At 48.2% G+C, this 23,657-nt stretch carries 20 protein-coding genes; 8 read left to right on the top strand and 12 right to left on the bottom strand.

Features of this window, described 5'->3' with window-relative positions; translation table 11 throughout:
• Positions 1-32: 32 nt before the first annotated feature.
• From GK108_RS28125 to GK108_RS28140, 4 genes are all read right to left on the bottom strand, one after another.
• Positions 33-530 (bottom strand): FAD-binding oxidoreductase, encoded by a 498-nt coding sequence (locus tag GK108_RS28125; protein ID WP_163954923.1) that lies wholly within the window; start codon positions 528-530, stop codon positions 33-35.
• A 176-nt stretch (positions 531-706) separates the two neighbouring features.
• Positions 707-1,213, bottom strand: coding sequence for a histidine phosphatase family protein (locus GK108_RS28130; RefSeq protein WP_163954924.1), 507 nt, complete (start codon positions 1,211-1,213; stop codon positions 707-709).
• Positions 1,214-1,354: 141 nt separating this feature from the next.
• On the bottom strand, positions 1,355-2,452 hold the full coding sequence (locus GK108_RS28135) for an LA_2272 family surface repeat-containing protein (RefSeq protein ID WP_163954925.1): 1,098 nt from the start codon (positions 2,450-2,452) through the stop codon (positions 1,355-1,357).
• A gap of 206 nt (positions 2,453-2,658) precedes the next feature.
• Complete coding sequence (locus GK108_RS28140; protein ID WP_163954926.1) at positions 2,659-3,468, bottom strand: 3-keto-disaccharide hydrolase; 810 nt, start codon at positions 3,466-3,468, stop codon at positions 2,659-2,661.
• Between the two features lie 119 nt (positions 3,469-3,587).
• On the opposite strand from GK108_RS28140, the gene GK108_RS28145 reads away from it, so the two are divergent.
• The 4 genes from GK108_RS28145 to GK108_RS28160 all read left to right on the top strand — a co-directional run bounded on the left by GK108_RS28145 (position 3,588) and on the right by GK108_RS28160 (position 12,594).
• Positions 3,588-5,489, top strand: coding sequence for a family 16 glycoside hydrolase (locus GK108_RS28145; protein ID WP_163954927.1), 1,902 nt, complete (start codon positions 3,588-3,590; stop codon positions 5,487-5,489).
• 39 nt (positions 5,490-5,528) lie between these two features.
• Positions 5,529-7,535: a c-type cytochrome gene (locus GK108_RS28150; protein ID WP_163954928.1), complete on the top strand. Its 2,007-nt coding sequence runs from the start codon at positions 5,529-5,531 to the stop codon at positions 7,533-7,535.
• A 275-nt stretch (positions 7,536-7,810) separates the two neighbouring features.
• A complete protein-coding gene (locus tag GK108_RS28155) occupies positions 7,811-10,993 on the top strand; it encodes a SusC/RagA family TonB-linked outer membrane protein (RefSeq protein ID WP_394366288.1) in 3,183 nt (1,060 codons plus the stop codon).
• Between the two features lie 68 nt (positions 10,994-11,061).
• Complete coding sequence (locus GK108_RS28160) at positions 11,062-12,594, top strand: SusD/RagB family nutrient-binding outer membrane lipoprotein (protein WP_163954930.1); 1,533 nt, start codon at positions 11,062-11,064, stop codon at positions 12,592-12,594.
• 70 nt (positions 12,595-12,664) lie between these two features.
• On the opposite strand, the gene GK108_RS28165 is transcribed toward GK108_RS28160, so the two are convergent.
• Both GK108_RS28165 and GK108_RS28170 read right to left on the bottom strand, forming a co-directional pair.
• On the bottom strand, positions 12,665-13,060 hold the full coding sequence (locus GK108_RS28165; protein WP_212592905.1) for a hypothetical protein: 396 nt from the start codon (positions 13,058-13,060) through the stop codon (positions 12,665-12,667).
• A gap of 77 nt (positions 13,061-13,137) precedes the next feature.
• Entirely contained in the window at positions 13,138-13,758 is a 621-nt protein-coding gene (locus tag GK108_RS28170; RefSeq protein WP_163954931.1) for an RNA polymerase sigma factor, read from the bottom strand.
• Between the two features lie 973 nt (positions 13,759-14,731).
• Between GK108_RS28170 and GK108_RS28175 the strand changes: the two genes are divergently transcribed.
• From GK108_RS28175 to GK108_RS28190, 4 genes are all read left to right on the top strand, one after another.
• A complete protein-coding gene (locus GK108_RS28175; protein WP_163954932.1) occupies positions 14,732-15,106 on the top strand; it encodes a LytR/AlgR family response regulator transcription factor in 375 nt (124 codons plus the stop codon).
• A 72-nt stretch (positions 15,107-15,178) separates the two neighbouring features.
• A complete protein-coding gene (locus GK108_RS28180) occupies positions 15,179-15,646 on the top strand; it encodes a hypothetical protein (RefSeq protein WP_163954933.1) in 468 nt (155 codons plus the stop codon).
• Positions 15,647-15,743: 97 nt separating this feature from the next.
• A complete protein-coding gene (locus tag GK108_RS28185; RefSeq protein WP_163954934.1) occupies positions 15,744-16,166 on the top strand; it encodes a hypothetical protein in 423 nt (140 codons plus the stop codon).
• Positions 16,167-16,541: 375 nt separating this feature from the next.
• The gene (locus GK108_RS28190) at positions 16,542-16,994 is read left to right on the top strand and encodes a hypothetical protein (protein ID WP_163954935.1); all 453 of its coding nucleotides are present in this window, start codon (positions 16,542-16,544) and stop codon (positions 16,992-16,994) included.
• A gap of 24 nt (positions 16,995-17,018) precedes the next feature.
• Here the strand turns inward: GK108_RS28190 and GK108_RS28195 are convergent, their stop codons facing one another.
• The 6 genes from GK108_RS28195 to GK108_RS28220 all read right to left on the bottom strand — a co-directional run bounded on the left by GK108_RS28195 (position 17,019) and on the right by GK108_RS28220 (position 23,503).
• Positions 17,019-17,714 carry an outer membrane beta-barrel protein gene (locus GK108_RS28195; RefSeq protein ID WP_163954936.1) on the bottom strand — a complete coding sequence of 232 codons (696 nt, stop codon included), beginning with the start codon at positions 17,712-17,714 and terminating at the stop codon, positions 17,019-17,021.
• 152 nt (positions 17,715-17,866) lie between these two features.
• Complete coding sequence (gene egtD / locus GK108_RS28200; RefSeq protein WP_163954937.1) at positions 17,867-18,892, bottom strand: L-histidine N(alpha)-methyltransferase; 1,026 nt, start codon at positions 18,890-18,892, stop codon at positions 17,867-17,869.
• Positions 18,856-20,031: an ergothioneine biosynthesis protein EgtB gene (gene egtB / locus GK108_RS28205; protein ID WP_163954938.1), complete on the bottom strand. Its 1,176-nt coding sequence runs from the start codon at positions 20,029-20,031 to the stop codon at positions 18,856-18,858. The genes egtD and egtB overlap by 37 nt, the downstream gene beginning before the upstream one ends.
• Before the next feature lie 71 nt (positions 20,032-20,102).
• A complete protein-coding gene (locus tag GK108_RS28210) occupies positions 20,103-20,375 on the bottom strand; it encodes a UBP-type zinc finger domain-containing protein (protein WP_163954939.1) in 273 nt (90 codons plus the stop codon).
• Between the two features lie 12 nt (positions 20,376-20,387).
• Positions 20,388-22,049: an FAD-dependent oxidoreductase gene (locus GK108_RS28215; RefSeq protein ID WP_163954940.1), complete on the bottom strand. Its 1,662-nt coding sequence runs from the start codon at positions 22,047-22,049 to the stop codon at positions 20,388-20,390.
• A 62-nt stretch (positions 22,050-22,111) separates the two neighbouring features.
• Positions 22,112-23,503, bottom strand: coding sequence for an ATP-binding protein (locus GK108_RS28220; RefSeq protein ID WP_163954941.1), 1,392 nt, complete (start codon positions 23,501-23,503; stop codon positions 22,112-22,114).
• Between the last annotated feature and the right edge of the window lie 154 nt (positions 23,504-23,657).

Consider the following 23,657-nt stretch of genomic DNA (forward strand, 5'->3'; position numbering starts at 1 on the left):
GTTGTTATACAGTCGGATGGGTAAAAAACCCATCATTTCAATCGCAAGGATGCGGGAATCATACTCATAAATGAATCATAAAAGCGGGGGTAATTAGCGGGCACCGTTTTGTCGGGATCGCCCCAGGCCACCCGATACGCCTGGCCTCCTTTCCGCCACTGAACCAGCTTATACATATTCCCCGGCTTATCGAACTTGGTCGTTTTTATTTTACAGCTTCCTTCAACTACGTCGAAAATACGTTTCGTGTTGGCAGCCGTTTGTTTAGCCAGAAACGAAAACGTGTTGTCGCGGCTTCGTTTCCCAAAAAGCTGCCCATCGTCCAGTAAATAATAGTAGGTAGTAAAGCCGGTAACCCCGCCCCCACTCGCCACTGTCAGCACACGTCCTTTATACGTAGCGGGCGTAACACCCTGCGCCGTTTTTTCTATGGCAACGGGCGCTTTTTCGTCAGCTGCTTTAATGGATTGTGCCGAAGCCGTTGATAGACGTAGTGAAAACAGAAGTACGGTCAGTATAAATCGTTGCATGTAGCAATATTCGTATTGGGTTAAACAAAAGTATATGGATCCATTTGCCTCATCCATACTCGATTTGTATGATTTGAGGGAGACACAGCGTGAGTCGTCATATAATCACCACCAATCGTTGGCAAGCAGATTGGCAACTACAGCATTCTCAGACGAAAACTCGTAGCGAAAGTATCTTATGGAAGGGTTGGCTGACCGTAAGTTTTTTCTGAAAGGTCAACCGATTTACGGAATGGTCCGCGATGGATACGGACTTTTAGCAGATTATCAAAGTCGCCCGACTCAATTTTAGCCATTGTTGGACGAGCGCCCAGGCCACGCGCAATTTCCAGAATCGTATTGCTATGTCCGGCTACGACCACCGTTTTATTTCGGATTTTCTTTACCCGATCCACAATGGCCTCCATCGGTTTGGCCGGATAGTCGGTAATAGACAAACCGATACGTTTAGCCAGCGGCTCTATGGTTTGATGGGTACGCCGATACGGCGTTGAAAAGATAGAATCAATGCCACGAGTAGCCAACGTATCGGCTAAAGCGGCCGCCCTGGCAAAACCGGCAGGACTCAGGTTTGTGGTATCGCTTTCGTTCACTTTTTCGCCATGACGAACAATATAGACCGTCGTAGTTGAGCAGCTTGAGAGCAGTACCAGAAACGAAATGGAGATAAGAAAAGAGCGCATCTGAATAGAAAGTTGACAGGCACAATGATACAAAACCCAGCACTACATTCAGACAGACGTCATAAAGTTTTGATTAACAGCAACGAGTAGGCTCAACCTTGAGCCTACTAAAAGAGACAACACCCTAATGATTCTGATGGATCAGAACTGAAGACCGACGTTGAGGCCGGGCCACATTCGCACGCGCGTATCGTTTCGGGTCAGCTGATCATAGACCGACCAGCTAACCCACTTAGTACCAATACCTTCGGCCACCTCCAATTGCGACACCTGTACATTGAACGTTGGCGTTACGGTAAAAGCGAGTCGGTTATGAATCGGGAAGATAAAGCTAACCCTGACCTGATTCAACATATTTAGTTGATCCCAGTCCGTATGCTCTTCGTGGATATGGTACGATACGACTTCGATACTCAACTGATTACGTTTGCCTAACAACCGATTTGTTCCGATCCCATAGCCAAAACCCCATCGGGTTTTGTTGTCGGTGGGCAACGTTGCGCCTACCGTGAAGATATTATAGAACTGACGATTGCCACCCATCTTGAACGCTACGTTAGCATGGAGTGCATCGCTGGCCCATACCTCAAACCGACGATATCCGTTGGGTGAAATACTGATCAGGCCAATCTGTGGGCCATCGATCTCCTTGGCAATATTGATCAGGCCAATCTGTGCTCCTTTCGCCCGGCCAGCAATATTAACGATACCCGCAATCTGAGGTCCCGTTACCGACTGAGCTAAATTGGCAATACCAGCCACCTGAATACCATTGACCGCCCGACCAGCCAGATTGGCAATTCCGGCAAACTGCGCACCTTTAACGTCACCACCCACTACGTTGGCAATTCCGCTAAACTGTGACCCATGAACACCCCCACCTACTACGTTAGCAATTCCGGCAAATTGCGCACCATCCAATTCGTTGCCAACACTGTTGACAATACCGGCAAACTGAACGCCGTTCACGTAATCCTTTTCCAGGTTAAACAAACCGCTTAGTTCAACCCCATCCAGTGCTGCTGCATAGCTACCCAGTACGTTCAACGACAATTGATTACTGACCTTCATGCCTTCATGCCCGTTTGTACTTAACGGATAAATAAACCCGATCTGGGCCGCACGCTTCGGGTATGGACGCTGGCTTTCCGATTGTTTTTCTACTTGACTAGTATCCTGGGCATAAAGCTGACCAGCCATAAGAAGACAGGCTGCCATATGGAGTATTGGGTTTTTCATAGCTTGTATTACGATTATACAGTACAGAAGTTGATCGACTTCCTACCCATGACCACCATACAGCGTAATCCCCCTACGTCAGCTTATAAAAAGTTCGCCTTGTGAACCATACCGCCATAAACGACGAAGTGCAAACAGAGGTGTTGTTCCTCTATTTGCACTTCTCGCAAGCTAATCAGCTTTATACGTAACGTAGCGCCAGCGACTTACAATTCGCGGATCCAGATATTACGGAAACCAACCGGATTGCCGTGATCCTGCAGCAAAATAGGACCAGCACCATGTGGCTGTACTTTCGGATAACCAATGTATTCGGTTGTTCCGCGAATGGCCGCATGGTTCTGCACCAGAATACCGTTTAGCAACACCGTAACGTAACCATAGTCGACCATCAGACCTGCTTTGTTGAAACGTGGTGCCTGATAAATAATATCGTAGCTTTGCCACTCACCGGGTTTACGGCTAGGATTCGCCAACGGAATCGTTTGCTTGTAAATCGAACCAACCATTCCATTTACGTACGTAGGGTTCTCATAATTGTCGAGAACCTGCAATTCGTAACGGCCCTGCAGGAAGATCCCACTGTTACCACGACCCTGGCTGTTTCCTTCTACTTTTTCGGGCGTTTTGAATTCAATGTGAAGCTGAAAATCATTGAATTCTTTTTTCGAACGGGCCGAAAACCCTTTCGTCGAATACATCACCCCATCTTTAACTGGCCATTTCAGCGGGCCTTCGTTGGTTTTCTCCCAGCTTTCTGGTGAATACCCTTTGATGGCCACCCATTCATCGGTGTTTTTACCGTCGAACAGAACGACAGCATCAGACGGAGGAGTAGTACCGCTTGTATTCGCCGAATTAGTGCCGGGGGTTACGACAGGAGGAACAGGTTCCCAGATTTCTGTCGATTCGGGTGTTTTTTTAGGGGCCTGCTGGTTTTGAGCCGTGGCCGAATAGGTAAGGGCTAAGCCAACGATACCAACGCAGAACGCGAGCGATAACGGAGCATTTTTCATGGGGATGTAAAACAGGTTAATGAATTCGCAAGTAAAACGCCCAAAGATAGGGTAAATGCAGATTACATCCGTTTGTGGGGAAAAAATGGTAAATTTCGAGCCAAAATTTCCAACTCTACATGTCAAAACCATTTACTACAGCTCGCTTCTGCTGGCTGTTGGGTATCGGCTGGATGGTCGGCGCGGGATTTGCTATGGCGCAGCCTACGCCCACTCCCGGCACTCCCATTCTTCTTAACGACCTAAGTGCGTTCAAGCCTGCCACTCAGAACTGGCAAATTGTCGGTAACGTCCGGGCCGACCTTAGCAAACCGAATGTGATCAGTACCGAAAAAGGGACCGGCATCCTGGCTAATGTTCCACTGGCCAAAGCCCCTGAAGACCCCAAGAATCCAACCAAGTACAACTTATTTACCACCACAGAACATGGCGACATCGATCTGGAACTAGACTACATGATCGTTCCTAAATCGAACTCGGGCATTTATTTGCAGGGGCGCTATGAAATTCAGTTGTTCGATAGCTGGGACAACACTGGCTGGGATGTTCGTAGTCCACGCACTGTCGATAACGGCTCGATTTATGAACGCTGGGACCCCAAACGCCCCGAAGGCCAGAACGGTTACGACGGTCATCCGGCCCGCCAGAATGCCAGCCGTGCGCCTGGTTTATGGCAACATCTGAAAATTGCCTTCCAGGCGCCCCGCTTTAATGCCAATGGTCAGAAAACAGCCAATGCCCGCATGCTACGTGTCGAGCTGAACGGTGTTCTCATTCACGATGATGTTGAGCTTTCCGGCCCAACCCGTGGCGCTGCTTTTGACGATGAAAAGCCTTTGGGTGCACTTATGCTTCAGGGCGATCATGGCGCGGTAGCGTTCCGTAACATCCGATACACCTCCTACGATAAAGCGCGGCCTGAGCTGGCAAACCTAACGTATTCGGTTTATAAAGGTAAATTCACCAAAGATTCTCAATACGACAAAACAGCTCCCGAATCTCAGGGGCCAACAACTATTCTTTCGTCGTCGATCAGCCGGATTCCGAACGATTTTCTCATTCGCTATACTGGAACGATCCGGGTGCAGGAGCCGGGTGAGTATAGCTTCAATCTGAGTGTTCCGGGTGGCGAAGGTATGCTCAAAATCAATAACCAATCGGTGGTAGCGCCAGGAAGCCAGGCCAACAGAGGCAAGGTTACGTTACCCAAAGGCGACCTTCCTCTAGAATTGCTGTATTATAAAACAGCCGGTTGGTTTCAGCCCGCGCTTGGCCTCTCAGTGGCGGGTCCTGGTATCCGCGAATTCCTGATTAGCGACCCAATCGGTACCAATCAGGATGACGTTGACCCAATTCTGATTGATGCCTCTACAAACACACTGCTACGTAGCTTTATGGATATGCCCGGCGACCGGAATACGCAGGGCAAACGGGTTCGCGTGACCCATGCCATTTCGGTAGGTAGCCCTGCTCAGGTTCATTATACGTATGACCTGGATAAAGGTGCCATGATACAGGTTTGGCGGGGCTTATTCCTGGATGCAACGCCCATGTGGCACGATCGGGGCGACGGTTCTTCCCGCCCAATGGGTATGGTTCAACGGCTGGGCACACCCGTCTTATTCCTGGCTACACTCGCATCACCACAAACCAACTGGCCAACCGATACGACCAATTCTTCCTATCGCCCAAAAGGCTACGTACTGGATGGCAATGATCTTCCTACGTTCCGCTATCAGAGCTACGGTAGTATGGTCGATGATAAAATCCGGGTTCTGGAATCGGGTCAGGGCGTTCGGCGCGAGCTAACTGTTGCTACGCCAGCCTCTAACTTATACGCCCGTTTAGCCAGTGGCAGTGTGATTAGTCCGCTCGAAAATGGCATGTATCTTATTGATGGCCAAGCCTATCTACGTATCGACGACACAGCCGGTGCTAAGCCAATTGTGCGGGAATCGAATGGCCAGAAAGAACTTCTTGTACCTGTAAAGGGAAAACTAACGTATTCGATCTTGTTTTAACCGATTTCGGTGGTTTGCTCTGAGCTACTACCTATCCTTATGAAGAAAATCATCACAACCCTCTTGGCAATAGCCAGTATAACGGCACTGCGGGCACAGGAATCGCCCAAAGAGGAAGATTTTTTTAAGATCCTGAAAGTAACTGCTCCCGAAGGTACACTACTGGAAGTTGGTGGTTTAACGACCCTGCCCGACGGCAGCCTGGGCGTAGCAACGCGCCGGGGCGATGTATGGATTGTCGAAAATCCGACCAGCCGGAAACCGTATTTTCGCAAGTTTGCGTCCGGCCTTCACGAGATTTTGGGGTTGACCTACAAAGATGGCGCGCTCTATTGCGCCCAACGTGGTGAATTAACCAAAATGATCGACACCAACAAGGACGGCAAAGCCGACGTATTTGAAACGGTCTATGCCTGGCCTTTGTCGGGGCACTATCACGAGTATAGTTTCGGGCCTAAAATCGCTCCCGACGGAACATTTTTCGTAACAGGCAACGTAGCGTTTGGCGACGAAGAATGGTGGCGGGGCGAAAGCCGGGTTCCCTGGCGGGGCTGGACCATGAACATCACCGAAAATGGTATCATGCAGCCCTGGGCCACGGGTATGCGTTCCCCATGCGGATTAGGCATTTTCGATAACGAGTTATTCTATGCCGATAACCAGGGCGATTGGATGGGCTCGGGTGGCATCGTTCATGTGAAGAAAGGTTCTTTTGTTGGCCACCCGGCGGGATTACGCTGGACAGGCATGGCTAACTCGCCCGTTAAACTGACGCAGGAACAGTTCTTTGCCAAAATTGACGAGCGCCGTCGGAGAGACGAAAACGGTCGGGCCATCAAACCCGAAAATATAGCCAGCGAAACACCTACGCTGCTGTATTCCATGAAAGACCAATTTCCGTCAACCGACATTCAGACGCCAGCTGTTTGGCTTCCCCATGGTATTTTAGGGATTTCCAATTCCGAAATCCTCGAAATTCCGGACGGAACATTTGGGCCATTTGCTGGACAATTATTGGTTGGCGATCAGGGAATGAGCAAAATTTCGCGCGTTTTCATGGAAAAAGTAAACGGCGAATATCAGGGCGGTGCTATTGAGTTTCGGAATGGTTTCCGTTCGGGAGTTCTTCGTATGGCCTGGGCAAAAGATGGTTCGCTGTTTGTTGGCGAAACCAATCGGGGCTGGGGATCAGCCGGAGAAGCGAATGAAGGGCTGCAACGGCTAACCTGGAATGGTACGATACCTTTCGAGATGCGTACGGTAAAAGCAATGCCCGACGGCTTTGAAGTGGAGTTCACCAAACCCGTCGACCGGAAATCGGCCGAAGACATAGCCTCCTACCGAGTTGAAAGTTTTCTGTATAAATACCACTCGGTGTATGGCAGCCCCACCATCAACAAAGAAGCACTTCCAATCAAAGGAGTAAAGGTCTCGGCCGATGGCATGAAAGCCCGACTCATTGTCGACAATCTGCGCAAGTACTACATCCATCAGCTCACGCTCGACGGTGTTCGGGGAACAGAAGGTTCTTTCTCACTCGTTCACCCCATCGCCTATTACACGCTGAACAATATTCCAGATGGTCAGAAGCTAACATTGAGTGAGGTCAGCACCAAGAACTCTGCCCTAACGCCAGCCCCAACTGCTACACCAGCGCCAGCCACCGAAAAGAAAACGGCACCCGTGAAGAAGACCACCACCGGCGGTAAACCCAAACTGGTAGAAGGACAGGCTGTAACGATGGCCAAGGCCCCTACGTATGAAGAAGTAAAAGGGTTGTTGACCCGTCATACGTGTTCGGCCTGCCATCAGGCTAACAAGCGTCAGGTAGGACCGGCTTTTGCCGACGTAGCAAAACGGAGATACACTAATGATCAGATTGTGGAACTCATCTATAATCCCAAGCCCCACAACTGGCCCGATTACGCTACTGAAATGCCCCCAATGCCTCAGGTTCCAAAAGCGGATGCACTGAAAATTGCAGCCTGGATTAACTCGCTCGGCATAGACGCCAAGACCGAAGCAGCTGGCGAGCCCAAACCGTAGGGTACATTATAAACTTCCTTATTCATCACTAAATCAGAAGCCTGGCCCGTACGTCCAGGCTTTTTTTGTGCTCTTCGTAGTAAAAACAAGAAAAAAAGTAGTTCGAAATAGTAATAAATACTCAGTAGAGATAGTAGAAGCTGTTTACAAGCGTCTTTTAGAATAATTGTCAATCAAACAAGATTAGTTTGATTAATTCAAATAAGTGCACATAAAAAACAATTCCTATCCCAATGAGACATTGTATACAAGCAAAAAGTTGCGCGTTGAGCTTAATGCTCTGGGCAGCTTTTCTACTCACTCACGTAACCTGGGCTCAAGACCGTCGGGTAAGTGGCCGGGTTGTATCAGGTAAAGATCAGCAAGCCATACCTGGCGTGAATATCCTGATCAAGAATACCCAGAACGGAACTACATCTGATGCTAGCGGTAACTTCTCTCTGAACGTACCTGCCAACGCTACGCTTGTTTTTAGTGCTATTGGCTTTACAGGTCAGGAAGTTGCCGTTGGCAATCAAACCCAGTTAAACGTTACACTTCAGGAAACTGAGCAAAATCTGAATGAAGTTGTCGTAACGGCGTTAGGTATTAAGAAAGAAGCCAAACGACTGGGCTACGCTACGGCTATCGTGTCGCCCGAGCAGGTTACGACTAACCGAACGGTTAACTTTATGAACGCCCTGCAAGGTAAAATTGCTGGGGTTAACATCTCCAGCCTGGGTACTGGTGCTGCAGGTACGAGTAAAATCCGCATCCGTGGCCAATCGTCTTTCTCCGGCCAAAATAGTCCGCTTATCGTTGTAAACGGGGTGCCTATCGACAACTCAAACTTCGGCCAGAACAACGGTAACGTTGGTAGTGATGGAGCGATTGCCAGCCGGAACGGCGATAACTATTCAGATGGTGGCGACGGTCTTTCTTCGATCAACCCCGATGATATTGAAGGAATGACCGTACTGAAAGGCGGAACAGCAGCTGCTCTATATGGCTCACGGGCGAAAGACGGTGCTATTCTGATTACAACAAAAACGAAAGGAACCGGCCAGGGCATTGGTGTTACGTATAACTCGAACTTCACAACAGACCAGCCTCTCGATTTCACCGATTTTCAGTACGAATATGGTCAGGGAGAGTATGGCGTTCGTCCAACGGCTCCTAACCCAACATCGGGCGTATGGAGTTTCGGCGAAAAATTTCAGCCAGGCATGACCCAGGTGCTGTTCGGGGGCGTTACCGTACCGTATGAACCAGTCTACAATCGTATCAGCAAGTTCTATCGGACTGGTACAACCTGGACAAACTCGGTTGCCGTTTCGTCGGGCAACGACCGTGGTGGCTTCAACCTATCGGTATCGAACCTCGAAAACAAAGGTATTACACGTAACAACTCCTATAACCGGAAAACCATCAACCTTGGATTTAGCTATAATTTGTCGCCTAAGCTGACCGTTACAGGTACGATCAACTACTCGAACGAGTACAATAAGAACCCACCCCAGATTGCTCAGCAGGATAATAGTACGCCAACAGTTATTTACACACTGGCAAACTCCATGCCTCTCGATTTGCTGGAGGCCAACCAGATCAACCCAGCTACCGGCAACGAGTTTGTGTATTCTCGGTTCATGAACCGTACGAACCCTTATTTCGTCCTGACTAACAAATTTGAAAATATCCGTCGGGATCGTCTGTTCGGTAATATTTCCGCTCGTTACAACTTCACCGACTGGTTGTATCTGCAAGGCCGGGTTGGTCAGGATTTCTGGTCACGTGACCAGGATTACAACTTCCCAACCGGTCAGGCATCGCTGGCCGCTGCTCCAGCTGGCTTCGTCAACGGACGTTACGTTCAGGACGCCCGCCGTTTCCGCGAAATCAACGCTGACTTCCTGATCGGTGCAAACCGGAAGTTTGGTGCTATTGGTATTGATCTGACAGCCGGTGGTAACCAGCTCTATCGCCGGAGTGATTTGAACAGCGTATTGGTTACCGATTTCATCGTTCGTGGACTATATACTCCACAAAACGGTCGTGTCAAAGATCCACTGTATAGCCTCAGCGAGCGTAAAGTTAACTCGCTCTATGGTGCCGCTGAGTTGTCTTATAAAGATGTTCTGTTCATCAACGGAACGGTCCGCAATGACTGGTTCTCTACCCTTCCTCCGGGCAATGGCATCCTGTATCCGTCTGTTACGGGTAGCTTTGTTTTCTCGCAGGCGTTCAATAATCTGCCCGCCTGGGTGAATTTTGGTAAAGTACGGGCAGCCTACGCTGCTGTTGGTAGCGATAACGACGTAGCGCCTTATTCAAACGGACTTTTCTACGGCGTAGGTGCCAACTTATTCCCAAACCCAGCCGGTGTCGGTCAGCCAGTGGGTAACATTACATCGAACACGGTGCCGAATGCTGCCCTTCGTCCAAGCCGGGTAGCTGAGACCGAAGTTGGGTTAGAATTGAAGTTGTTTAACAACCGCGTCGGACTGGACTTTGCTTACTACAATAAAGTAACGAGAGATCAGATTGTTGGCGTCCAGATTTCGGATGCATCGGGTTATACCGGCTCGCTCATTAACAGTGGCGAAAGCCGTAACCGGGGCGTGGAAGTATTATTAAATCTCGCTCCTATCCGTACAAAAGATTTTTCGTGGGATATTACGCTGAACGGTTCGTATAACAAAACCAAGTTATTGAAACTGCTGACCGACGACGACGGTACGCCTGAGAAGGATTACAACAAGGATAAACTTCCTGAGCAAATTGTTGTAGGAACTGGTATCTACGTGGGTGAGCTTCGTCAGGTAGTTGGCCAGGAACTTGGTCAGTTATATACATACGGTTATGCACGGGACGCTCAGGGACGTATCATTCATGGTAATGATGGTATTGCAAACCGGACAGCAACCCCTGTTTCGTTTGGTTCGGCATTACCAAGATATGTAGGCGGTATTACCAATGCATTCAATTACAAAGGCATTACGTTGTCGGTGCTGGTTGACTTCAAACTGGGTGGCAAAATGATTTCCGGTACGAACCTGAATGCATTCCGTCATGGCCTGCAGAAAGAAACGCTGGTTGGCCGGGGCGAAGCCGATAACAAAATGGTTGGCGTTGGTGTAAATACGAACGGCGAAACAAACAATGTGCGCGCCTTCGTTCAGGATTACTACTCGGTTGGTCGTTCGAAAAGCCTTGGCGAACAGGTTATTTACGATGCAGGTTTTTGGAAACTTCGTCAGATCAGTATAGGATATGATTTTACCAAGTTCTTACCCAAGACACTATTTATCAAAGGTATTCGCCTGAGTGCTGTTGCCAACAACGTAGCAATCCTCAAAAAGTGGGTTCCGAATATCGATCCAGAACAGTTCGGTTTCAGCTCCGACAACCTGGTTGGTCTGGAATCGACTGGCTTACCGACCACACGTAGCGTTGGCTTTAACCTGAATGTGAAATTCTAAACAGTTTTCAGTCTTTATCGGGCAACGATACGTAGTAAAACCCAGTAAAGACCACAAACTTTTGACTCATGAAAAAGACTTATTTATATATATCGCTGGTTGCTCTACTGATGGGAGCCAGTAGCTGTGAAAACGGGTTCGTAGAGCTTAACACAAACCCAACGGCGGCCACTGCGTTGAACCCGGTTTATACATTCAACAACGCCATCGTCAATGGCTCTTTTCCGGGTGGGATGCTCATTTTTGAAGAACCCATCGTTCAGCAGATGTTTTCGCCGAACTCAGGGATTGTATCAGGCGGTAATTTTAATATCGATAACCGGGGTTCAGCCGGTGCCAATGCCCAGCTTTGGCAGCGCTATTACCGCGATAACATCCGTTACCTGGTTGATGTAATCGCCAAAACCAAGTCCGATGCCAGCCGCAGTAATCTGTATCATATGGCTCGCATCTGGAAAGCTTATTCGTTTATGGTATTGACCGATTCCTACGGCGATATTCCCTATTCAGAAGCAGGTTTAGGCTATCTAAACAGCAACGTAACGCCCAAGTACGATACGCAGGAAAGTATCTATACTGATATTCTGAAGGAGCTGGCGGAGGCAACAGCCGCACTGGATGCGACCAAAACGATTGAAGCCAGCGATATCATGTATGGTGGCGATGTGTCTAAATGGAAAAAGCTTGGCTATTCGATTATGCTTCGGGCTGGTATGCGCCTATCGAAAGTCAATCCAACGCTGGCTCAATCGACCGTACAAAAGGCTGTAGCCGGTGGGCTGATGCAGTCGAATGCCGATAACTGTGCCGTTCGTCACAATGCCAACTACCAGAGTTCAGTGGGTGTTACGCTTAACTCAACCGAAGCGGCTAACTACTACCTCACCAAAAATTTCGTCGATTATCTGAAAACAACGGCAGATCCTCGCTTAAATTCGATTGCCGTTCGTTACGTTGGTGCCAAAAGTGGTCCGGAGCAAACCGCTGCCCGTGCCAACCGCGAAACCAGCGTTCAGTTGGGCATGCCATTGGGTTTCGATAACGGGACCATTGCAGCCCGCGCTACGGCCGACGGTCTCGCCAGCTTTTACGATTATTCGCAGTTGGATCGGACACGGATGGGCTCCATTACGGCTCCCTGCTTTCTGGTGACTTATGCTCAAACGCAGCTGTTACTGGCAGAAGCCGTTCAACGCGGCTGGACAACGGGTAATGCGGCCGATCTGTACAACGCTGGAGTAACCGCTCATATGCAGCAACTGGCCGATTATGGCTCTTCATCTGCCGTACCGGACGCAAGTATTGCCCCCTATCTGCAAAAGAATCCATACGTAGCAGCACGCGGTCTTGAGCTGATCAATACCCAGTACTGGGTGGCTTCTTTCCTGAATGGACCCGAAGCGTTTGCGAACTTCCGGCGGAGCGGTTTCCCAACCTTAACGCCGAATCCATATCCCGGTAAAGAAATCAAGGGCAACTTTATCAATCGCCTGAGTTACCCGGATTCCGAAATTTCGGTAAACCAGGCTAAAGTAAGCGAAGCCATATCGCGTCAGGGTCCCGATAATTTGGATACCCGAGTGTGGTGGGATAAACAGTAATCGATTCATTCTCTAACGAACAAAGCCTGACCGGATCGGTCAGGCTTTGTTCGTTGTAGGTTACTATGCATCAGAGCGGGGTTGGTCCTTTATCGTCCGATTGGTCGAACGGGTTCGATTCCCAGCGACCACGCCCCCAACGGCCGCAACGTTCACGCCATTGCTGCCGCATTTTATCACGTTGCTCAGGTGTCATCTGTTTCCAGTGATTAGTCATTTTCTGCTTCCACTCCCGGCGGCCCGGACCAAACCCGCCCCGGTTCCATCCGTAACCGCGCGGTCCCCCGAACAAAATCCGGCTTAGTAGCAATAAGCCAAGCGCCTGCCAGAACCCAATGGCTGAAACGCCCAGAATAGACGGCAACAGTGCGTTCCATAGCGACATGACCACATAGCCTACTACGCCAGCGAAAAGTAGTCCGAAGGCGAGAAAGCGTAAAGCCCGGCGAAACCAAAAACGTCTCATTTCTAAAATCTATCTAAAAATCATTGGTTGCTGATCAGTCATCGATGGCACAACGGGCAGTAACCGCTGTTCGTTGACTAATCATTCATTAATTCATCATAAAAATCCTGCAGTCGCTCACGAAGATGCAGTACCGCATATCGTTTACGCGATAGTAACGTATTGACGGACACGTTCCATTCCTCGGCCATATCCTTAAAACTCCGGCCTTCCAGCTCATGTTGAATGAAAACTTCGCGCTGATCGGTCGGCAGCTCATCAAGGGCGTCGGTTAACGCTTCCATAAATGTTTCCCGGAAGAATTCACTCTCCGGTCCTGAACTATCAGCTACTGCCAACCACTCACCCAATACCGGTGTGTCGTCGCCGTCGGCATAATCGGACGTATCGAGCGAAACCGTACGGGCACCACCGGGTTGGCTTTTCCGATACCAGTCGCTGATTTTGTTACGTGCCACCGCAAATAACCACGACGCAACGCGTTCAATGGGTTTGGCTAACCGATATGCTTCAGTCAGTTCAACAAAAACATCCTGCAGCACATCTTCAGCTTCATCAGGATCGGGCAGGCGACGGCGAATAAACGCTAATAATCGTCCCCGCTCCCTACGAACCGTTTCACCGATTTGTCCGGCGCTTGATTCTTGTCTGGGCGTTTTAGCATTAATAGCCAACGTATTTACAGGGATACTATCCACGTTTTGATTCTCTTTACAACAGGGTAGTCGGAATCAAAAGGAAAATATTTTACGGCAAGTGCCAAAATTGGAAGACAAATGGATAAACGGCTCAAAAAAGAAGGCTAGCGGTATAAAAATACTAGTTATTATCTACCGTTTCCTGCCATCCAGTTTATATCGATAATAAAATCAAAAACTGGTAAACTAATCGGCTTTGTATAAAGCCTGGAAAGCGACGTAATAGCGATGAACAAATGCAATAAGTTATAACAGGGCTAGTTCCTAACTCCTTTTAAGCAGGGAAAAGCCGGAAAGTGAAATTTTCTTTTTCATGAATTACGCGCCTGGTCATTATGCCTACTAACTTCAATCTAGACTGATTAAAAAAGCTTTCTTTTTGTTCATTGTATAGTTCTACACTCAACTATGTAGAATAATCTCCACAAAGCTGAGAAGTTGTACTCATCCTATATAGTCGGGGATTTATATAATTGCGGAATAGTGTAAGAATGTGACAACTGAATACTAGCTAACTGAGTGCGAATTTTACCTGTTAGTAAATGAAGCGATTTAAACGGGCACAGATGAGTAAAAACCACTGGCAAGCCATTTGCCAGCCTACTGTCCGTTAAGCCAACTTTCTCGGTTTAGCGAGTGTTTCAAGCCATTTTATACTCAAGCGTCATTTGCTGTTATCCAGTAAAACATAATTTATAAACAGTAGAGGTTGTATGTAATTGCTGACTGCGCCGATAATAAGGCCTAAGTATAGAGAGACACATGCATTGAGCGAATTGAAACCAAACTAAAAAAAGCAGTATAGAAAATCATGATCATATGACATTTACGTTCATCAAATAAGAGATTCGAAGCTTCCTTTTTCATGTGGTACAATCAGTGGTCAGGATAATGAAGTCATCTCTAATTAGCCTCATTTCTTACAGAGAATACATTTTCATCTTTTTTACCTACGCTTAATTGAGTTGCAGCTATGAACGAGCATTCTTATCCTACCGACCAAACGATTAAAATTCCGGGAGTAACTAAACCTATTCCCATTGGCTCAATCACGCACTGCAAAGGAGACGGAAATTATACCCGTGTTTATCTTCAGGGGCTTCAAAAACCCATAATTGCTACCCAAACGCTGAAACTATTTGAAAGTCAGCTACCCAATTTTCTACGGGTTAGTAAATCAACATTAATTAATCACCAATATATCGAAAGTGTTGACCGGCAACCCGGAGGTATTCTGGAATTATACATGACTAATGCGAGTTCAGTTGCGGTATCACGACGGCGCAAGCAGGATATCTGGAATAAGTTAAACCAGCTTACACAGTTCTCCGCCAATAACACGAACTAACGGACACGTATAGCTTAACCGTCAGTCTTCAAAACCTACTAGCTAAACATTTCTTTTTACATACCCCACGTTATGAAAACTAATAATCGACAGCGTAATACACTACTTGACGAAGATCGACAGCGTCAGCTTATAAAAGTCCGCCAGCTAATTATCAGTAGCTCCTGGGTCCCTCTAGTACTTACGCTTCTTTTTTTGATCAGCTTATCGTTGACTTACATCTTGATCAAGCCGGAATCTCAGACAGGTCTGACAAGTACAATTCTTTCGCAACTCCCCCTTCTTAATAATCATCTGGCTCTTTATCTGGGATTGGCTGCCCTTAGCCTTCTTGGTATTATGTGGCTTGCCCCTCAGAAGTCTGAGTCATCTGAACAGCCACAATCATCAACTGATGCTCCCTTTCTCAGCGACGATTTAGACGAAGAGGAGCCTTCTCTGACATATCCAATACGCTCAGCGGCTTCGACTAACGTTCCCCTACAACATATTCAGAGGATTCCTTTATATTCAACACCCAATCAGTCACTGTTACCGTAAGGCAACCGTGGTTTTCAGGTAACGGTTTTGGTATCGTTACCAGAAAGTTGTTATCGAGTGAATCTGTCGTTAGTCTAGTTTTTAAACTATCCTCCTTATGCTGCGAGCCAATAAACGAGATTATCCGGAAAACTCTGTTTATCAGTACGCCCAGCTCTGGCAGGATACGATTTCTGTTGACTGGATACGCCGATGGAGTACTCAATTGACGGTATTCCTGATTGGCTTACTTTATACTTGTGCCGTACTGGAAGTCGACCTTGGCAATATTAACGACACATTTGGCGATGTCTATGATAGCTATGTCCTCGGCTCAACGGTAAAGTCACCTAAACCAACAGTAGCTGTTGATCAGCACAACATCTTACTAGAATCCCCATCTGTTGAGCCAACCAACAACCTGCCACTAACCCGGATTAATTGGTTCGCTCTTCTCGTCTTACCAAGCGTTGCTTTTTATTTGCATGGGCCTTCTAAACGTAGGCGACTTCAATCTCTCCATGCCATCTGGCGTATATAAGCCATTTAGTTTCTACTCATTTCTCCATCCTGATGTCGATGCCCATTAATTGCCTTTACTGGCTTGCTAATGGGCTGTATCTGTCTGGTATCAAATTCGTTGGCTCTTCTGGAAGAATAACGGATTTTTACCACATCTGATCGATTTCAGCGCCCCTATCATCTTGTATTATCCGCTCTGTGTGGCTACTTCAGTAGCACAGACTATCGCCGTTGAGCCATAGCTTATACTGAGAGTTTTCTATTCCTGCTGAGGATAAAACCGGTTGCGAGGGCAATCACGGATTTTCTCCATTGTTGATCTGTAGATAGGTTCAGGGTCCTTTGCTGACCAGTGCCAGGCTACTCTTATCCTTCTTTTTCTTCCACTGACACTATGATGAATCTTCTTAAACACCGAATCATATATAAAAAAGACTTGCCCGCCAATTTTCACAGCTGGAATGAATTCTATGACGAATTGATCCGCTTAGGGCTGATCCAGCCTGGTGTAGACGTTATCAGGATTCGGGTTTTTACGATATCAACAGCTAATCCTGATTCAATAAATAAAGATCAGTCATTAGTTCAGCATTTGACTTATGAGCGGAAACACATCGAGCAGATGTGCCTGGCCGAATTGCGACAAACACGTGTGGAATCATCCCGTACCAGCCTCACGATTAAGGAATTAACCGAATTAAAACAACTGATTAGCAATCAGGCATCACGGTTAAAACACTGGGATTTGCTGGTCAAGCTTAATGAGCAGTTAATTGCGCAGCAGGAACGGGAAAAAGACCAGATGTCCTATCGTACTGAACCCGACTCCGGAAACAGTACAGAATAGTAGCCGATTGCCTAAGAAGAAATATTACAGACGGAACCCCAGGTTAAGGGTAAGCAGTTGAAGCGATCCATCGGGAGAATCGCTATAAATTGATTGGAGTCCATGATGGTAAATAATATCCAGTGTAACAGGGCCAGCATGGATACCTCCTCCCCCAAGTGCATAAGTGTTGGACCGTCGGAGATTATTGCTGCCCACAGCGTTGGGGATATAATCGGTCGAGAGTAAGGTTGTCACTTCGGCTCCTGCCTGCAGGTGGAACCCTACTCTCGTTCCAAAACGCAAACCTAGATACGTAGGAAAAACCAGCAGATTCTGTCGATCCATTTCAGCATTTGCCCCACCAGCAGAGGGCGAACTACCCGTTAGGGAGTAATACGTCGTCAACCGTCTGAACTCCACGCCCAATTGCCAGAAAAATGCGCCCCCCGTACGCCCATAAGCCCCAGCCTGCCAGTCAACCGGCTTATCGGCAGGCTTCGAAATGGTGGGGCTGGTGCCGGAAAAATTGAGGCCGCCATAGAGGCCAAAATACCCCGTATTCCAGGGTCTTGGCGGTTTCCCGGCAGCGCGTTCTGGCCGAATTAATTGTTTGTTAGGATCAACGCTACGTCTGTTTTCGACAAGAAGTAGTTGCGAACGCTGGCTCTGTGGCAGATCAGCAGAACTTGCGAAAAGTGGGGTAGACAGGAGTCCTAGCAGTAAACAAAAATAATTCATTGGTCGTCAGCGGTTGTATTCAATCGATAGCAGCAGTACGCTACAGCAACCTAACGAATTTTATGTAGCCCCATTGTTTAGTATACGTTGATACTTATCCAGAGCTACCACTGCAAAGAACCTTGGGAATCGTTACGTTGATGGTTTAGACTCTATGCCTTCCTAAAGACTACATCCGCAAAATAACCTTTACTATCCGTAAACCAGCCGGTAACGACGAATCCGGTTTTTTCGGCCAGTTGCTCAATCTGAGTACGGGTAAACTTCCGGGAAATTTCGGTATGGATGATTTCGCCGGCCTGAAAAGGAACGGTCATAGCCAACGCCCCAATCTGAACAGTTTGCGACTTCTGGCTAACCAGATACGAACGCGCTTCGCCATTTTCGGGATTGTAGGATTCGTAATGATCAAACGCAGCCAGATCAAAGTCGGCCCCCAGTTCGCGATTAATCCGACGTAGCAAATTCAGGTTGAAGGCTTTCGTCAATCCATCCCGATCATTATAGGCCGTATGGATAACAGCCGGGTGTTTTTGTAGATCGAAACCGGTCAGAACCAGTTCGCCGGGCTGGAGCCGATCACTGAGCTGCTGGTAAAAATCGACCGCTTCGTCGGGCGTAAAATTTCCTATGTTCGAACCTAAAAAGAGAATAACACGCCGGGTATCTGACTCACTGGCGAGTTGCTGTAACGAATGAAAATAGTCGTCGTGCTGCGGTTTAAGCGATAGATCAGGAAACTGCCGATTTACATCACCGACTAATTCGTCCAGTGCATCGGCTGAAATATCGACGGGTGCATAGGCGAATCGAGCCTGTTGCTCCACAAAATAGCGCAGCAATATTTTTGTTTTCAATCCATCACCGGCGCCCAATTCAACCAAATCAAATGCTTGGCTATCATTTTCTGTAAAGTGACGTAGCAGTTCTGACTTATACGTATCCAGAATCTCGTATTCAGACCGAGTCAGATAATAATCAGGCGAGCGCATAATTTCCTGAAACAGTCGGCTTCCTTGGGCATCATAAAAAAAACGGGATGACAACCGCTTGGGCGTTTTTACTAATCCTGTTTTTACTTCTTCGGCCAACGTAGCAAGTAACTCAGTTGCTACGTCCTCCTGTTCATCATTCCATGTCGTCAATCCGCTGCTAATCGTATCCCCGTGAATTGCCATCGTTTGTCAGGTTGAAAAAAATTGCGGTACGTTGGCCGGGAATGTCCGGCTGGCGTAGCAATCGAAGCGCCACGCAACACCAGTTGGCAGCTCATAAATTTACCATTATACTCGCCTACTGCCCCTTCGGCCGTTGCAAAGCCAGGATAGGGTAGATAAGCCGAGTTTGTCCACTCCCAGCGTGCCCCCCAATTCAGCTGATCAGCGGCTGCTTCCCATTCAAATTCGGTAGGTAAACGCTGACCTTTCCAACGGGCATAGGCATCGGCTTCATACTGAGAGATATGGCAGACTGGCTCGTTCCAGTCGACCGGTTTCAACCCGTCGAACGTGTAGTTCCACCACTCGCCGTCAATCTGATGCCAATATAAAGGCGCCTGAATCTGGTTGCTTTTCACCCAGGCCCACCCATCCGATAGCCAGTGTCGGACGGTCTGATAACCACCGTTTTCGATAAAAGCCAGATACTCGGCATTGGTAGTCAGCTTACCAGCCAGCCGTGTTCCATTCAGGTATACGTTGTGATTGGACAGCTCATTATCAAAGCAGAAGGCACCATCGTTCTTGTGACCAATCCGGTAGATTCCTTCGGGAACAGTGATAAAGCTTTCAGACTGTGGCTGCAACGTAGTAAACGCTACGTTGATCGGCATCTCAATCGAAGGAAATAACGGATTATGCCCCAGAATGTATTTTATATCGCTAATAAGCAGTTCCTGGTGCTGCTGCTCGTGATTTAAGCCCAGTTCGAGGAGTGCGTGTAGTTCCGGCGATAAATCCGCTACTTCCAGGAATCGGGTCATGTGCTCATCCACATAGGCCCGGTACGCATAGATGCCTGCCACTGTTGGACGGCTCAGATTACCCCGGTCGGTACGTAGCACGCGCTTTCCTACGGTTTCGTAGTAGCTGTTGAAGACGTAACTGAAATCCTCGTGAAATATCCGGTAATTGGTGGCATAAGGAACCAGAATAAATGTTTCCCAAAACCAGGTGGTATGTCCTAGGTGCCATTTGGGCGGACTAACATCAACAATCGGCTGCACTACGTAATCTTCGGTTTCCAGTCCTCGACAGATCGTCTCCGAATGTTGTCTTACGCGCAGGTATTGATCGGTAATGGTATGTTCAGCAATCATCAGGTTGGGTAATAATCGGTTTATAGTTCCGATAGGACACCAGACTATAAACCGATTATTGCTGTGCTTGTTTAGTAGCCTACGATTTGTTCATCAACGTAGCACCAGACCCACCGCTCGCCCGGCTCGGCTGATGATACAACCGGGTGGCCGCTCCGGTGAAAATGTTTGGTAGCGTGCTTATTGGGCGACGAATCGCAGCAGTGGGTTTTACCGCAGGTCTGACACGTGCGCAAATGCACCCACGAACTACCCGTTTTAACACACTCTTCACAAACTCGTTCTTCTGCCGCCAGAATTTCCGTCAGCGCGTTGAGATGGTCGCAAATCGCTTGATCTTGCATAGTATCGTTTAATTAGTTTTCGGCCAGGTATTTGTGAACAAAACTGACAGCCATCGCCCCTTCGCCCACGGCTGAAGCAACCCGATTCATCGCCCCCGCCCGTACATCGCCGGCGGCAAAAATACCAGGGCTGCATGTTTCCAGCAGATAAGGCTCCCGATCGTGTTTCCACACGTTTTTGAAATCAGCGTACCGGGACAGATCTCGGCCGGTAGCAATGAAACCTCTGGCGTCTTTGATAATATCCATGGCGATCCAGTCAGTGAAGGGCTTTGTACCGATAAAGATGAACAACCCGGCCGCGCTTACCGTCCGGCGTTCCTTTGTGTTCATATCCTCCAGCACCAGACATTCCATCCGCTCGTTACCCAACGCTTCCACCACTTCCGTACAGCCTAATACGGTGATATTTGGCGTTTGGTCGATCTGATCAATCAGGTACTGCGACATGGTTTCGACAAGGTCTGTCCGACGAACACAGATAAAAACTTCCGAAGCCGTACGCGACAGATACATCGCCCCCTGCCCGGCCGAGTTTCCACCACCAACGATGTAAACCGGTTTATCTTTAAACGCATAGGCTTCGGTTGTGGCAGCACCGTAGTAAACGCCCGCCCCCGTAAACTTATCCAGACTTTCGTTTTCGAGCTTATGATACGATACGCCCGTACTGAGCAGAATGGAACGTGCAATAATTTCGCTGCCATCCGACATGGCAATGTGCTTGTATTGCCCCTGCGATTTTATAGCCACTACTTCCTGCGGAGCCAGAAACTCGACGCCAAAGCGCTGCGCCTGCGTAATGGCCCGCCGGGTCAAATCGGCACCGCTTAATCCGTTGGGGAAGCCCAGGTAATTTTCAATACGCGAGCTGGTCCCAGCCTGTCCACCGGGCGCACGTTTATCGACCAAAATTGTCCGTAAACCTTCTGAGCCGCCATATACGGCAGCCGCCAGCCCGGCAGGGCCAGCACCGATAATAGCCAGATCATACAAACTCTGCGACGCTTTGGGCTGCAATCCTAACTTGCTGCCTAAATCGCCCATCGTAGGCTGCTTCAAAATCGATCCATCTTCCAGGATAATTGCCGGCAAATCCTCGCGGCTAATTCCATGCAGATCGAGAAGTTGCTGGGCGCTGGGGTCGCTTTCAATGTCGAGCCATTGATACGGGAACAGATTACCCGCCAGAAAATCTTTTAAATCGTGCGAACGGGGCGAAAACTGATACCCCACCAGTTTCAGTCCGTCAAAGGCAGGTCGATAGTCCGACATCCAATCGCCCAGCAAATCATCCAGAACCGGATACAGTTTTTCTTCGGGCGGGTCCCAGGGCTTGGCAATGTAATAATCCAGCTGGACTTCATTAATAGCTCGAACAGCAGCATCTATGTCGGAATAGGCCGTCAGCAACGCCCGTTTTGCGTTTGGGAATATTTTCCGGGCCTGCGCCAGAAACTCAACGCCCGTCATATCAGGCATTCGCTGGTCAGACAGAAATAGTGCTACTTCGTCGCCTTTTTTCTTCAATTCTGTTAGCGATTCGAGCGCTTCACGGGCCGAACTGGTAGAGAGAATACGGTACTTTTTGCGGTATTGCTTCCGTAGGTCATATTGAATGGCCTGCAACACCTGTGGATCATCATCAATGGAAAAAATAATAGGAAGGCGCATAAAAGGTTGAGTTAGCAGTTGGTTAACGTAGTGACCAGACGAATCAGAAGGTTCTCTATCACTTATTTAACAGGTAAACAAATACTGAATTCGGTATGACCAGGCTCCGATTTCACCCGAATGGAGCCGTTGTGGTGTTTTATGATTCCCTGAACGATATCCAGGCCAAGACCAGTACCTTTTCCAATATCTTTCGTCGTAAAAAAGGGCTCGAATATTTTATCCCGAATATCGGCCGGAATACCAGAACCGTTGTCTATGACTTTGGTTAATACGAACTCCGTTCCGTCGGGCCGTGGATCAGGCTGGCTTTTAATGGTCAACTCACCACCATTGGGAAGCGCGTCGATGGCATTGTCGAATAAATTGGTCCAGACCTGATTAAGCTCACCTGGCCAGCCACAAACAATCGGCAAATTGTCGGGAATGTCCACCGTAACGGCAATATTTTTCTGCTTAACCTTATGTTCCAGTAAGGTTAACGTATTATGGATTCCTTCGGCCAGGTGTACCTCTTCCTTACCCGCCCCCCGGTCCATGTGAGTGTAATTTTTGATTGAGCTGATTAGCGTCGAAATACGTTTGGAAGCCTCGCTGATTTCCCGAACCAGCTTTTCGGTAATCATATTATTGACAATCCAGGCCGTTACGCCCGGCAGATTATCATCGTCAATTTTTTCCAGTAGCCAATCGAGATCATCGACCGTTATACCAAATTCGACCAGTGGCCCGGCCAGGTCCATGCTGTCGTCAATGCCATGATCATCGAGCCAATCCGTTACGTCATCTTCCAGACTACTACGTTCCAGTAGCGACAGTGTTGGTTTGGGCTGATCCATTTTCCGAAAGAAAACCTCGCCTACCGTATCGACCTGCTCGTTGGTCAGGTGCAGATTCATGATTGTTTTAAAGGCTTCGGGGGTTGCCCGCAAATGCGCTTTTAACGTATCGCCGGAACGTAGCACCGCAGCCACCGGATTGTTTAGTTCATGGGCTAAACCAGCCGACAAACGGCCCAGAGACGCCATTTTTTCGGTTTGCTGACTGAGCACCGTAAAATCCTTAATCCGCGTAATCATTCGCTGTACGAACACAGCGGTCAGCTCATAATGATTTTTCGACAACTCCCGCAGATGCTCCCGATCGAGTAGCAGCACGCGCGACGGTTTTTCGGAGACAATACGGGCCGGGGTGTCTTTCATCCGGGAATAAGGCAATACACCCACCACCGAACATGGATCGTAGATTAATGCATCACTTTCTTTGACAACACTGTCGACCCGAATCCGGCCTTCGATCAATACAAGCAGGTGATTAACGGCGTCGCCCTGGTTATAAATCGTAAATTCCTGTGGATAGAATTTTTCTTCGGTGTTATCGATAAGCCATTGTAGCTGTTCATCAGGAACAGATTCCAGTAGCGAAAATTGGCGCAGCGTTTCTAATAAGGTCATGGCAAGAGGAATATCACGTACAGACGGTAACTACGTGTGGGCCCAATTAGTTGCCAAACAATCATTTGGCTTAAAATCCTGGGCCTGCTGTATATTAGCCGTTGAATATAGCTGGTTTTTCTGAAATTTACTGTCCAACGTCTTACGCTTTACT

Origin of the sequence: Spirosoma terrae (assembly GCF_010435915.1) — a bacterium.
Classification (GTDB): Bacteria; Bacteroidota; Bacteroidia; order Cytophagales; family Spirosomataceae; genus Spirosoma; species Spirosoma terrae.